The following is a 12,946-nucleotide window of genomic DNA, read 5'->3' on the forward strand; positions in this document are numbered from 1 at the left end:
CGGATCAGGGTGATGCCGGTGCCTTGCGCGCGGGTGGAAACAGCGGCCACACCAGCAAGGCCACCCCTGCCGTGACTATCCATACGGCGGGCCAGCCGTGCCAGTGCAGCAGCAGCGGGACGGCCTAGGCGGTGAGGAAGAAGACCCCGAAGACGCAGCTGTTGCCCAGTCCCAGCGCGGTGCCAACCTGGGCCGGACCCGCCGCCACCGCCAGCTCGGTGTAGGCCACGCCATGCCATGCGGAGACCACCACGCCCGCCACCACCAGCACGCCGCCCAGCCACGGCAGCGATACCGGGAGCCCGCTGAGCGAAGACACGCCCAGCAGCAGGAACAGCAGTGCACTGCCCAATGCGCAAGCGCGCAGATAGGGACGGCGCTGGCCGCGCCGGTCGGTCCAGCGGCCACTGGCGATGCGTGCCACCGCCGCGCCCACTTGCACCAGCGTCAGCAACACGCTGATGAGCAGCAAACCAGCCTGCCCCGCTTCATGCAGGAAGATGCCGCCGAAGCTGATCAGCGCCACCTGTGGTGCGCACAAGAGGCCGGTCCCCAGCGCCAGCCGCCAGACCAGCGGACTGCGCAGGGCCGGCATCGCAGGAGCAGTCGCCGTGTGCGAGGGCGATGCCTTGTGCGGCTCGCGCAGCCACAGCAACACCAGCGCGACGCTGGCCAGGCACAGTGCCATGAGGAAGCCATACACCGCACCAAAGCCGGTTCGCGCAGCCAGCGTGGGCAAGAGCAAAGCACCGATACCGCCGCCGAGCGGCACTGCCGTCTGGCGGATGCTCATGGCGAGTCCCCGCTCGCCCTCGGCGAACCAGGCCATGATGGCGCGTCCGCTGGCGCCGTTGACGCTGCCGCCCAATAATCCTGCCAGGGTGAGACCGGCACAGAGCCACACGAAGGCCGAACCGCCCTGCCCCGGCCGCGCCATCGCCATCAGCAGGCACAGCGCGGCGCTGGTCCCCAACAGCCCGGCCAGCAGCACCTTGCGGTCCCCCAGGCGATCGGTCAGCACGCCCCAAGGCAGTTCGCCAAGCGCCACACCCAGGCTCAGCAATCCGAGCGCCAGGCCCAGTTGCGCATTGCTCAGGTGATAGTCGCTGCGCAGCACCAGCGAAGTCACGGGGATACCGGAGAACACGGCCGAGAAGCTGGCATTGGCGGCAACGCCCGCGGCCAGGACCTTCCAGCGATGGGCCGACGGGCTGCCGGAGTGGGTGGAGGGATGGGTGGACAAGGTAGACAAGGCAGGCTCCGGTAAGGATCAGGCCTTGCAGTGTGGCGTGCAGCCTCATGGCTTGAATGTCATAATTCCGGCATTCCCGGCCATTTGACGTTTTCTGCACCATGCCCGCGCGCGACATCGCCTTTCTCATTTTTGCCGATTGCAGCATGCTCGACTTCACCGGCCCGCTGTCGGCCTTCGATGCCGCCAACCGCGTGAGTGGACGCGCGCTCTACCGGATCACGCTGTACTCCGAGCCGGGCGGACTGATCCGCAGTTCGGCCGGGGCGATGATCCAGACCGAGCGCATTGGCCGCGCCAGTTTCGATACCTTGGTGGTGGCCGGTGGCGGTGCACCGCGCGAGGGGCTGGTGTCCGAAACGCTGCGCCGCTACATCCTGCGCGCAGCCAGCCGGTCGCGCCGCATTGCCGGGGTATGCACCGGGGCCTTCGTGCTGGCGGCCGCAGGCCTGCTCGATGGCAAGCGCGCCACCACGCACTGGCGCATGGCGGCCAAGCTGCAGCAGATGCATCCGCAGGTGAAGGTGGATAGCGACCGCATTTATTCCTGCGATGGCAAGGTCTGGACCTCGGCCGGGATTTCCGCCGGGATTGACCTGGCGCTGGCCCTGATCGAAGAAGACCTCGGCGCGGAACTGGCCAAATCGGTGGCGCGCGAACTGGTGGTGTATCACCGCCGTCCGGGCGGACAATCGCAATTCTCGGCCTTGCAGGAAATGGATGGGGGCTCGGAACGCATACGCCGCGCGCTCAGTTTTGCGCGCGCGCATCTGCATCAGGAAGTGACCGTCGACACGCTGGCCGACGTGGCCTGTCTCAGTCGTCGCCAGTTCGACCGCAGCTTTGCGGCCGAGACCGGCCAGACCCCGGCGCGCGCCATCGAACAGATGCGCGCGGAAGCGGCGCGGCTGCGCATCGAACAATCACAGGACAGCCTGGAGAGCATCGCACGCGCCACCGGCTTTGGCGATGCCGACCGCATGCGGCGCGCCTGCTTGCGGCTGTTCGGGCAACCGCCGCAAGCCATGCGCAGGCTGGCGCGACTGGATGAGCAATGACCGCTCAGCGCGTGGTCAGGCGCACGCGCGTGATTTCGGACGGGGCCAGCAGCCGCTTGGGCGGGCCCCAGTAGCCGGTGCCGCGGCTGACGTAGATCCATAGCCCCTGCAGGCGCTTGAGACCGGCCACATACGGCTGTTGCAGCGGCACGAAGAAATTCCACGGGAAGAATTGTCCGCCATGCGTATGGCCCGACAGTTGCAGGTCGAAACCGGCCTCGACGGCCGCCGTGGCGCTGCGCGGCTGGTGGGCCAGCAGCACGCGCGGATGCCCGCTGGGCGCATCGGCAATGGCCGCATGCGGATCGCTGCGATGGGCTTCATCGAAATGATGGGCGGTGTAGTCCGTCACCCCGGCCAGCACCAGGCCTGCCCCTTCATGGAGCAGGACCACGTGTTCATTCATCAGCACGGTCACGCCCAGGCGGCGGACTTCATCGATCCATTCGTGGGCATTGGAGTAGTACTCGTGGTTGCCGGTGACGAAGTAGGCACCGTGGCGCGCCCGCAGTTGCGCCAGCGGTGCCGTGTGGGGGGCCAGCTGGCGCACGCTGCCGTCGACCAGGTCGCCGGTGATGGCCACCACGTCGGGCTGCAGGGCGTTGACCTTGTCGACGATGGCTTGCAGATACGGCGCCTTGATGGTGGGGCCGACGTGGATGTCGCTGATCTGGACGATGGTGAACCCCTCCAGCGCTGCAGGCAGGTTGGCGATGGGCACGCTGACCTCCACCACGGCGGCGGTACGGCGGGCGTTGAGATAGCCGATGACGGTGGCCGCTGCAGTCAAGGCCAGCACCAGCCAGGCGCTCAGTTCCACCATCTCGTGCTGCTGGATGGCCGGCAGGTGCAGCCAGGGCAGTGCGGCCAATGCCAGCGCGCGCAAGAGCGTGAGCAACAGCGCCGAGGAGAACGCCCCCATGGCCAGCATGCCGGCCCAGGCGATACGGTCGGCAGCGATCTCCGACAGGCCGCGCCGCTTGAGGTAGGGCACGGCCAGCGCCACCGGCATGAGCAGGAAGGACAGCAGCAGCACCACTGCGCCCAGCGTGATCCAGCCCGCGTGGGTGGTCAGGGCCGGCAGCAGCTGCCAGCCTATCCAGGCATGCAGGGCGGCCAGCAGGCCGAGGACGGTCAACAGCGAGAAGAGGCTACGGCGCATGGAAAACCTTTGAAAGAGGAAACATCGCCCGCGGCTGAGAAGGCCGGCCGGAGCTTGCCGGAAAGCAAACATATGAAGGCAAGAGGGATGCTTTTCAAGCAATTTCTGCGAAAACCTCGTAAATCCTGCCCAAAATGGCTCATCGGCAGGCAGCAGAAACGGCCACATGAAGAAAAAGTCCGCCACAGGCATGCAAGAAGACGCGCGGAGGAGGATAATATTGCCTCTATCCCCCCGTTTTTAATTCGCGCGACCTTGGCGGCGTTTTTGCCGCATCGATGGCTAGAGCATCGACACCAGGCCGCGCCTGCATCATTGGAAGAGTTATTTTGAGTTCAAGCAAAACCAAACGCTGGCATGGCAACGTCGAGGCGATCAAGGCCGAATTCCTCAACGGCGTGATTACCCAGATGACCTCCTACGGCGACCGTGTCCATTTCAGCATGTTCGGTTCGGTGCAAAAGCCGCACTATGAAGTCATCAACAGCTTCGACAAGAAGATGGCCTTCGATGGCAACCACCACCTGCACCGCGCCGAAGAAACCGAGTTCGGTCCCGGCAACGTGACCCCCATCTTCACCCTCGACCAGATCAAGCGCATCGTCGCCACCGGCGGCAGCGGCACCCGCAGTACGCCCCGTTCGGCCCGCGCCTCCTCGGCCCCCAGCGCCGCCGGCACCGCCCGCCCCACCACCGCCGCAGCCCGTGCGCGCGAAGCGGTCGATGGCGAGAAGTACGCCTACTTCAAGGCCAACCGCCATATGCTGCCCGATGAAATCAACCAGCATTCCGATGAGATCAGCAAGCTGATGCTCAATGGCATGTCGGCTGAACAGGCTTTCGGTGAAGTCATTTCCAAGTACTTCGACTGAGCCTGATAGCGCTTCGGGATAGTCTGCGGCGCAGCCCGTCGCACCATCCAAACAAAAATGGCCGGAGCTTAGTCTCCGGCCATTTTTGTTGAGGCGCTTTGCTCTGCCGATCAGTAAATCTCCGGCACGATCATGGAATCGGGCACCGGATGGCGCTCGTAATCCTCATGGCGTTCACGCTCGGGCAGTTGCACGGTCGGATGCGGCACTTCCGCGTAAGGCATCTGCTGCAGCAGGTGGCTGATGCAGTTCAGGCGGGCCTTCTTCTTGTCCACCGCCTGCACGATCCACCAGGGTGCTTCCGGAATGTGGGTGCGTTCCAGCATCACTTCCTTGGCCTTGGTGTATTCCTCCCAGCGGCGGCGCGATTCCAGGTCCATGGGGCTGAGCTTCCATTGCTTGAGCGGATCGTGGATGCGCGAGAGGAAACGCAGGTGCTGCTCTTCATCGGTAATCGAGAACCAGTACTTGATGACCTGGATGCCGGCACGGGTGAGCATGCGCTCGAACTCGGGCACCGAACGGAAGAATTCCTCGTACTGTTCATCGGTACAGAAGCCCATCACGCGCTCCACGCCCGCACGGTTGTACCAGCTGCGGTCAAAGAGCACGATTTCGCCGGCCGCCGGCAGGTGCGACACATAGCGCTGGAAGTACCATTGCGTACGTTCACGGTCGTTGGGTGCCGGCAGCGCCGCTACGCGGGCCACGCGCGGGTTCAGGCGCTGGGTGATGCGCTTGATGACGCCGCCCTTGCCGGCCGCGTCGCGTCCCTCGAAGACGATCACCACCTTGTGGCCGGTCTGCACCACCCAGTCCTGCAGCTTGACCAGTTCGCCCTGCAGGCGGAACAGTTCGCGGAAATACAGGCGGCGGTATTCTTTTTCCTCGCTGCCGTGGGCGCTGGAAAATTCGCCGGTGACCGGATCGACAGTGCGGTCTTCCAGCTCCAGTTCCATTTCTTCGTCGTAGCTGTCGGCCAGTTCGCGGTGGACGCGCTTGACCAGTTCTTCCTTATCCATCATGTCCTCGTATCCAAGATAAAGTGGCGAACGCTGCACTCCCCTTCGCCTGAAAAGTGCGTGACAACATACCTGCCCATTGTGACCAAGACATGACAGGCCGATAACAAGGCAGTCCCGGGCCGCCCGCCCGGGCGCTAGACCCTCCATCCTGCGCCAACGGGTGGGAAAGCGCCATGATGCCGCACAGAACCAGCCGGTCGAAAATACGCTATAGTCCCGAAAACGATTCCGGCATAACAGCATGACACTTACAGAACTCAAATACATCGTGGCCGTCGCGCGGGAGAAGCATTTCGGCCATGCAGCAGAAGCTTGTTTCGTCGCCCAGCCCACGCTGTCGGTGGCCATCAAGAAACTGGAAGACGAGCTGGGCGTGGTCATCTTCGAGCGCGGCGGCACCGAGGTCTCGGTCACGCCGCTGGGCGCGCAGATCGTGGCCCAGGCCGAGCGCGTGCTGGAACAGACCGCCGCCATCAAGGAAATCGCCAACCAGAACAAGGATCCGCTTTCCGGTCCCTTGCGCCTGGGCATCATCTACACGATCGGCCCCTACCTGCTGCCTTCGCTGGTCAAGACCATGATCGAGCGGGTGCCGCAGATGCCGCTGATCCTGCAGGAAAATTTCACCACGCGCCTGATCGAACTGCTGCGCCAGGGCGAACTCGATGCGGCCATCATGGCCCTGCCCTTCCCCGAGCATGGCCTCAACGTGCTGCCGCTCTACGATGAGGAATTCATGGTGGCATTGCCGCGCCAGCACAAGTGGGCCGAGCGCAAGGAAATCGATGCCCGTGAACTCAAGAGCGAGACCATGCTGCTGCTGGGCAACGGTCACTGCTTCCGCGACCAGGTGCTGGAAGTGTGCCCGGAGATGTCGCGCTTCTCCACCAATGGCGATGGCATCGCCCGCACCTTCGAAGGCTCGTCCCTGGAGACCATCCGTCACATGGTCTCCTCCGGCATCGGCGTGACCGTGCTGCCGCGCGCCTCCATTCCCGACGCCGATACGCGCGAAGGCATGGTGCGCTATGTGCCCTTCGTGGCACCGGCCCCCTCGCGCCGCGTGGTCATCGCCTGGCGCAAGAGCTTTACGCGGCAGGCGGCCATCGACACCGTGCATCAGGCGGTGCTGGCGTGCAAGCTCAATGGAGTGGAAATGCTGGTGGACGAAGCGGCGGCGGCCAACTAGGAGCTGTCACGCACACCCCATCAGATGTCAGCGCCATCAAGGCGCTGACAACGCAGTCCTCAAGGCATGGACGTCACGATACAGCGGGGGTAGATCGCGCTGTATGGTTTTCCAGACGACACCGACATCCACTTTGTCATATCCATGCGCGACACGGTTGCGCATCGTGTACATGATCATCCACGGAATATGGTCGTTGCGGGTGGCGAACTCCGGATCAACCCGCATGACATTGTTGGCGGCCTCGCCGATGATTTCAATATTGCGGATGACGGCATCCTGTACCAGTTCGCTGTCGAGGAAGACCGTTTCCACCATATCGGCCGTATAGCGCTCGATGCGCGCTATGGCGTCAAGAATGTGGTCGAGATAATCGGGCACGCGCCCGGATCTGTTCATACCGGCCGGGCCTCCGCCAGAATCCGGTTACGGGCAGCCTCGGGCAGTGCCTTGGGCGTCAGTACGTCAACCGTCACCCCCAGCAAGCGCTGCAGTTCTACCTGAATGGCGGCGACGTCCATGAGCGTCGTCTCCGGCGTCGGATCGATGAGGAGATCGAGATCACTGCTCTGGGTATCCTCTCCATGCAGGACCGAACCAAATATCCTGGCGTTGCGCGCGTGATGCGCTTCCACGACTTGCCGGATGGCAGCGCGATGGGAGGCAAGGGCTTCAGAAGGTTTCATGGCGTGATCTTCCTCGGTAAGGCGTTCATCATAGGTGAAGCCCGGAGCAGAGGCAACCGGCCCTGCTCTGCGCCACAACGCCCCACCAGATCAACCCAAACGCTTGGTCGTCGTCACATCAAACCAATGCACATCCCCCGCCCCAAAGGACGCCCCGATGCGCTGACCGGTGCTGACCGGCACATTGGCCGGACAACGCAGCACCAGCGATTGTCCGCCGCAGCGCGCATGCACCAGCAATTCCGCCCCCAGCGCTTCGACCAGCTCCACTTCCAGTGAAAGCTGCGCGGCCGAGCCGTCGAGGATGGGCAGCAGGTGTTCCGGCCGCACGCCCAGGATGCGCTCCTGGCCGGCGGCACCGGCCACCGGCTGCGGCAGGCGCACGGAGGCGGTGGCCTCGCCGCTGCTGGCCTCGAAGCTGGACCCGTCAGCCGACAGGCTGCCCTGCAGCAAATTCATCGGCGGCGAACCGATGAAGCTGGCCACGAAGGTGGTGGCCGGACGGGCATAGACCTCGGCCGGGGTGCCGATCTGTTCGGCCACGCCGCGATTCATCACGATCATGCGCTGGCCCAGGGTCATGGCCTCGACCTGGTCGTGGGTCACGTAGAGACTGGTGGTACGCAGGCTGGCATGCAGCTTCTGGATTTCCAGCCGCATCTGCACACGCAGCTTGGCGTCCAGGTTGGAGAGCGGTTCGTCGAACAGGAACACGGCGGGCTTGCGCACGATGGCGCGCCCCATGGCTACGCGCTGGCGCTGGCCGCCCGAGAGCTGGCGCGGCGTGCGTTCCAGCAGCGCGCCCAGTTCCAGGATGGCGGCGGCACGCTGTACGCGCTCGTCGATCTCGGTCTTGGACAGGCCCTGGATCTTCAGGCCATACGCCATGTTCTGGTACACCGTCATGTGCGGATAGAGCGCATAGTTCTGGAATACCATGGCGATGTCGCGCTCCTTGGGTTCCAGGTCATTGACGACGCGATCGCCGATGACGATCTGCCCGCTGCTGACCTCTTCCAGCCCCGCGACCATGCGCAGCAGCGTGGACTTGCCGCAGCCCGAGGGGCCGACCATGACGATGAATTCGCCATCGGCGATGTCGGCATCGATGCCATGGATCACGTCGACGGCCTTGGTGCCGGCGCCATAGGTCTTGCGGACTTGCTTGAGATGAATTGCTGCCATGATTGTCAGTCTCTAACTCTCGGAATGATATAAATTATTTCTCGGAATCCACCAGGCCCTTGACGAACCATTTCTGCATCACCACCACCACCAGCCCGGGCGGGAGCATGGCCAGGATCATGGTGGCCATCACCAGGTTCCATTCCACCGCCGAATCACCGCCGGAAATGAGCGTCTTGATGCCGATGCCGATGGGATACATGCTGGTGTCGGTGGCGATGATGAGCGGCCACAGGTACTGGTTCCAGCCATAGATGAACATGATCACGAACAGCGCAATGACATTGGTGCGCGACAGCGGCCACAGCACATCCTTGAGGAAGCGCAGCGGCCCGGCCCCGTCGATGCGCGCGGCTTCGGCCAGTTCATCGGGCACCGTCAGGAAGAACTGGCGGAACAGGAAGGTGGCTGTGGCCGATGCGATCAGCGGCACGCTCAGGCCTGCATAGCTGTTGAGCATGCCCAGATCGGACACCACCTGGTAGGTTGGCGTAATACGCACTTCCACCGGCAGCATCAGCGTGACGAAGATCATCCAGAAGAACAGCCCCCGCCCCGGAAAACGGAAATACACGATGGCAAAGGCCGACAGCATGGAGATGGAGATCTTGCCGATGGCGATGATGAGCGCCGTGGCCAGGCTCACCCACAGCATGTTGAGCACCGGCGGTGCGGTGACCTGCCCGGCCGCGCCCTTGAAGAGCACGGCGCTGTAGTTGTTGATGAATTCCCCGCCCGGCACCAGCGACAGCGGCGACAGGGCCGACTGCTCGGCAGTCTGGGTGCTGGCCACGAAGGCCACATACAGGGGGAAGAACACGATCAGTACGCCCAGCACCAGGACCACGTGGCTGAGGAAATCGAGGACGGGACGGCGTTCGATCATGCGGCCACCTCTTCAGTGAGGAAGATCAGGAAAGCGTTGTTGGCGATGGGCATCATGCGTATTGCACCTTCTTTTCAACGTACTTGAACTGCACCACGGTCAGCAGGATCACCAGTGCCATGAGCACCACCGATTGCGCCGCCGAGCCCCCCAGGTCGCCGCCCTTGAAGCCATCGGTGAAGACCTTGTAGACCAGGATCTCGGTATCCTTGCCGGGACCGCCGTGGGTGGTGGCGTCGACGATGACGAAGGTGTCGAAGAAGGCATAGACCACGTTGACCACGAAGAGGAAGAAGGTGGTCGGCGAGATCAGCGGGAAGACGATGGTGAAGAAGCGCTTGACCGGACCTGCACCGTCGATGGCCGCCGCTTCGATGAGCGACTTGGGAATCGATTGCAGGCCGGCCAGGAAGAAAAGGAAGTTGTAGCTGATCTGTTTCCAGATGGCGGCAATGACGATGAGGATCATGGCGTGCGTGCCATTGATCATGTAATCCCACGGCAAACCCAGCCAGGCCAGCACGTGCGAGAGGATGCCCAGCGAGGGACTCAGCAGGAACATCCACAGCACCCCCACCACCACCGGCGAGACCGCATAGGGCCAGATCAGGAAAGTCTTGTAGACCGAAGCGCCCCGGCGCACGCGGTCGGCGAAGACCGCCAGCAGCAGCGAGAGCGCCAGCCCGAAGAAGGCCACCAGCGCCGAGAAGAGCGCGGTGGTGCGGAAGGATTCGAGATAGGTCGGGTCGGCGAAGAGCGTCTTGAAATTGTCGAACCAGACAAATTCGGAATAGCCGCCAAAGGCATCCTGCAGCAGCATGGACTGAACCAGAGCCTGCACGGCCGGCCAGAAAAAGAACAGCAAAGTGATGATGATCTGCGGTGCCACCAGCAGATAAGGCAACCACTTCGAGGTGAATCGCGCGCGTTTTTCCACGATCGTTCCAGCCAGGGATCGCCTGGCCGCAGAAGTTGAATGAATCGGAAACGGAGGTCAGCTTACTGACATCCCAAAACGGAAGCCGGCGCTGCCCTCCGCGATCACGGAGCACACCGCCGGTTCCAGCCCCGTCACCGCGTTCACGCGGGACGGGAGGGCTTGCTGATGAGACTTACTGATTGCCCTTGTTGGCCTTCTCGAAGCGGACCAGCAGTTCGTCGCCGCGCTTGACGGCGGAGTCCAGGGCTTCCTTGGCGGTCTTCTTGCCGGTCCAGACGTTTTCCAGTTCCTCGTCGAAGACGGTGCGGACCTGGGCGTAGTTGCCCAGGCGCAGGCCGCGCGACTTCTCGGTGGTCTTGACGATCATCTGCTTGACGGCCACGTCGGTGCCCGGGTTGCGCTCATAGAAACCGGAGCTCTTGGTCAGCTCGTAGGCGGCCTTGGTGACCGGCAGGTAACCGGTGTCCTGGTGCCACTTGGCGGCCACTTCCGGCTTGGAGAGATAGCTGAAGAACTTGGCCACGCCCTTGTACTCTTCGCTCTTCTTGCCGTTCATGACCCACAGCGAGGCACCGCCGATGACGGTGTTCTGCGGTGCGCCGTCCACGTCGTTGTAATACGGCAGGGTCGCTACGCCGAACTTGAACTTGGCGTTCTTGCGGATATCGGCATAGGCCGAGGACGAACCGGTGATGATGGCGCACTCGCCCGCATTGAACTTGGCATTGCCTTCGTCCTTGCGGCCGGCATAGGTGAAGTAGCCCTGCTTGGCCCAGTTCGACAGGTTCTCGATGTGGCGCACGTGCAGGGGGCTGTTCATCTTCAGGCGCGCATCGAGGCCGCCGAAGCCGTTGTTCTTGGTCGCCAGCTCAACGTTGTGCCAGGTTGAAAACGATTCCAAATGCACCCAGGATTGCCAGGTCGTGGTGTAAGCACACGAGGCACCGCTGGCCTTGATCTTGGCGGCCATGCCGACGAATTCCTGCCAGGTGACGGGCGGCTTTTCCGGATCCAGGCCGGCCTTGGCGAACATGTCCTTGTTGTAGAACATGATGGTGGTGGAGCTGTTGAAGGGGAAGGACATCATGCCCTTCGGGGTCGAGTAGTAACCGGCCACCGCAGGCACGTAGGCATTCTGGTCGAACTTCTCGCCGGCCTGCTGCATCACTTCATAGACCGGCTTGACCGCGCCCTTGGCGTAGATCATGGTGGCGGTGCCCACTTCAAACACCTGCAGGATGTTGGGCGCATTGCCGGCACGATAGGCGGCAATCGCGGCCGACATCGATTCGTCGTAGGTCCCCTTGTAGACCGGCACGATCTTGTAATCGCCCTGGGTCTTGTTGAAGTCGTCGGCCAGGGCATTGACGCGTTCGCCCAGGGCGCCGGTCATGGAATGCCACCAGGTGATCTCGGTTGCAGCGAAGGCAGAGGAAGTGATCGTCGCCAGGACACCGGTCGCGATCAGCGTTTTCATCATGTTCATCAGAGGGGACCTCTCGGAAAAAGGGGTTTTGATGCTAACAACGCTCCATGACAGCCGCGTTACATTAGCCGTACTGCCGGCTTTGGGCAAAAGAAATGCATGTGGCCGTGCAGCACGAAACCCGGGGGATGTCTCGGAAAATAAGAATTCGTTTTTATAAGTTCTGCTGATGTGTAGCACACCGCATCCACTGTCAGCACTTTGTCAGCTCATCAGCAAACAAGCCTTGAAAAGCACGACAGTGCGGAAACGGCGACGCGAATTATAATGCGGACTTTCGATTTTGCGGACATTCCATGGACAGGCTCAGGCTTTACGCGCTGCTGGTGCGCGCCCACAAACCCATCGGCATCCTGCTCTTGCTGTGGCCCACGCTCATTGCGCTGTGGCTGGCCTCGGGGGGCGTACCCGACTGGCGCATCCTGGTGATCTACGTGCTGGGTACGGTGCTGATGCGTTCGGCCGGCTGCGCCATCAACGACTATGCCGACCGCGACTTCGACCGGCATGTGAAACGCACCGAACAGCGCCCCCTCACCTCCGGCAAGATCAAATCGTGGGAAGCGCTGATGGTGGCCGGGGTGCTGGCGCTGGTGTCCTTCCTGCTGATCCTGCCGCTCAATGCGCTCACGCTGCAACTGTCGGTGGCGGCCGTGATCATTGCGGGCAGCTATCCGTATTTCAAGCGTTTCTTCGCCATCCCCCAGGCTTACCTGGGCATTGCCTTCGGCTTCGGCATTCCGATGGGATTTGCCAGCGTGACCGGCAGCGTGCCGCTGGCGGCCTGGGTGCTGCTGGTGGCCAACATCTTCTGGGCCGTGGCCTATGACACCGAGTATGCGATGGTGGACCGCGACGACGATCTCAAGATCGGCATCAAGACCTCCGCCATCACCTTTGGCCGCTACGATGTCGCAGCCATCATGCTGTGCTACGTGGCGGCGCTGGCGCTGATCTGGGTGGTCGGCCTGAAATACGGACTGGGCCTGTGGTTCACGGCAGGCATGCTGGTGGCCTGCGGCTTTGCCGTGTATCACTACACCCTGATCCGCGAACGCGACCGCATGCGCTGCTTCGCCGCCTTCAACAACAACAACTGGCTGGGCGCGGCGATCTTCGCCGGTGTCGCGCTCGATTACCTGGTGCGCTGATGCATTGATGCCTGCCAGGCACTGCGGCTGCCTGGCGCAAATTCAAAGGAAACG

General features: G+C 62.9%; 13 protein-coding genes and 1 pseudogene. 5 read left to right on the top strand and 9 right to left on the bottom strand.

The window, feature by feature from the left end:
- Window positions 1-4: 4 nt before the first annotated feature.
- Window positions 5-1,252 (bottom strand): annotated as a pseudogene (locus ACLRDN_RS19835) (MFS transporter).
- Window positions 1,253-1,353: 101 nt separating this feature from the next.
- Here ACLRDN_RS19835 and ACLRDN_RS19840 point away from each other — a divergent pair.
- Window positions 1,354-2,310, top strand: coding sequence for a GlxA family transcriptional regulator (locus tag ACLRDN_RS19840; RefSeq protein WP_413457692.1), 957 nt, complete (start codon window positions 1,354-1,356; stop codon window positions 2,308-2,310).
- A gap of 4 nt (window positions 2,311-2,314) precedes the next feature.
- Here the strand turns inward: ACLRDN_RS19840 and ACLRDN_RS19845 are convergent, their stop codons facing one another.
- Entirely contained in the window at window positions 2,315-3,472 is a 1,158-nt protein-coding gene (locus tag ACLRDN_RS19845) for a metallophosphoesterase (protein WP_413457693.1), read from the bottom strand.
- A gap of 9 nt (window positions 3,473-3,481) precedes the next feature.
- Here ACLRDN_RS19845 and ACLRDN_RS19850 point away from each other — a divergent pair, with 9 nt between their 5' ends.
- The gene (locus ACLRDN_RS19850; protein WP_413457694.1) at window positions 3,482-3,805 is read left to right on the top strand and encodes a hypothetical protein; all 324 of its coding nucleotides are present in this window, start codon (window positions 3,482-3,484) and stop codon (window positions 3,803-3,805) included.
- The gene (locus tag ACLRDN_RS19855) at window positions 3,802-4,344 is read left to right on the top strand and encodes a hypothetical protein (RefSeq protein WP_413457695.1); all 543 of its coding nucleotides are present in this window, start codon (window positions 3,802-3,804) and stop codon (window positions 4,342-4,344) included. The genes ACLRDN_RS19850 and ACLRDN_RS19855 overlap by 4 nt, the downstream gene beginning before the upstream one ends.
- A gap of 110 nt (window positions 4,345-4,454) precedes the next feature.
- Here ACLRDN_RS19855 and ppk2 read toward each other — a convergent pair whose 3' ends face one another.
- A complete protein-coding gene (gene ppk2 / locus ACLRDN_RS19860; protein ID WP_209534339.1) occupies window positions 4,455-5,366 on the bottom strand; it encodes a polyphosphate kinase 2 in 912 nt (303 codons plus the stop codon).
- Between the two features lie 244 nt (window positions 5,367-5,610).
- Here ppk2 and ACLRDN_RS19865 point away from each other — a divergent pair, with 244 nt between their 5' ends.
- A complete protein-coding gene (locus tag ACLRDN_RS19865; protein ID WP_413457696.1) occupies window positions 5,611-6,558 on the top strand; it encodes a LysR substrate-binding domain-containing protein in 948 nt (315 codons plus the stop codon).
- A gap of 36 nt (window positions 6,559-6,594) precedes the next feature.
- Here the strand turns inward: ACLRDN_RS19865 and ACLRDN_RS19870 are convergent, their stop codons facing one another.
- From ACLRDN_RS19870 to ugpB, 6 genes are all read right to left on the bottom strand, one after another.
- Window positions 6,595-6,957, bottom strand: a complete 363-nt coding sequence (locus ACLRDN_RS19870) for a DUF86 domain-containing protein (RefSeq protein WP_413457697.1) — start codon at window positions 6,955-6,957, stop codon at window positions 6,595-6,597.
- Window positions 6,954-7,244 (bottom strand): nucleotidyltransferase family protein, encoded by a 291-nt coding sequence (locus ACLRDN_RS19875; RefSeq protein WP_343725779.1) that lies wholly within the window; start codon window positions 7,242-7,244, stop codon window positions 6,954-6,956. Before ACLRDN_RS19875 ends, ACLRDN_RS19870 begins: the two co-directional genes overlap by 4 nt.
- A 90-nt stretch (window positions 7,245-7,334) precedes the next feature.
- Window positions 7,335-8,429 carry a sn-glycerol-3-phosphate import ATP-binding protein UgpC gene (locus ACLRDN_RS19880; RefSeq protein WP_413457698.1) on the bottom strand — a complete coding sequence of 365 codons (1,095 nt, stop codon included), beginning with the start codon at window positions 8,427-8,429 and terminating at the stop codon, window positions 7,335-7,337.
- A gap of 34 nt (window positions 8,430-8,463) precedes the next feature.
- Window positions 8,464-9,315 carry a sn-glycerol-3-phosphate ABC transporter permease UgpE gene (gene ugpE / locus ACLRDN_RS19885; protein WP_034341291.1) on the bottom strand — a complete coding sequence of 284 codons (852 nt, stop codon included), beginning with the start codon at window positions 9,313-9,315 and terminating at the stop codon, window positions 8,464-8,466.
- A gap of 52 nt (window positions 9,316-9,367) precedes the next feature.
- Window positions 9,368-10,252: a sn-glycerol-3-phosphate ABC transporter permease UgpA gene (ugpA, locus tag ACLRDN_RS19890; protein ID WP_145604535.1), complete on the bottom strand. Its 885-nt coding sequence runs from the start codon at window positions 10,250-10,252 to the stop codon at window positions 9,368-9,370.
- Between the two features lie 175 nt (window positions 10,253-10,427).
- The gene (gene ugpB / locus ACLRDN_RS19895; RefSeq protein ID WP_413457699.1) at window positions 10,428-11,741 is read right to left on the bottom strand and encodes a sn-glycerol-3-phosphate ABC transporter substrate-binding protein UgpB; all 1,314 of its coding nucleotides are present in this window, start codon (window positions 11,739-11,741) and stop codon (window positions 10,428-10,430) included.
- 296 nt (window positions 11,742-12,037) lie between these two features.
- Between ugpB and ubiA the strand changes: the two genes are divergently transcribed.
- Window positions 12,038-12,892, top strand: a complete 855-nt coding sequence (gene ubiA / locus ACLRDN_RS19900) for a 4-hydroxybenzoate octaprenyltransferase (RefSeq protein WP_413457700.1) — start codon at window positions 12,038-12,040, stop codon at window positions 12,890-12,892.
- The last annotated feature ends 54 nt before the right edge of the window (window positions 12,893-12,946 follow it).

The sequence above is a fragment of the Herbaspirillum huttiense genome, assembly GCF_047300815.1.
Classification (GTDB): domain Bacteria; phylum Pseudomonadota; class Gammaproteobacteria; order Burkholderiales; family Burkholderiaceae_D; genus Herbaspirillum; species Herbaspirillum huttiense_A.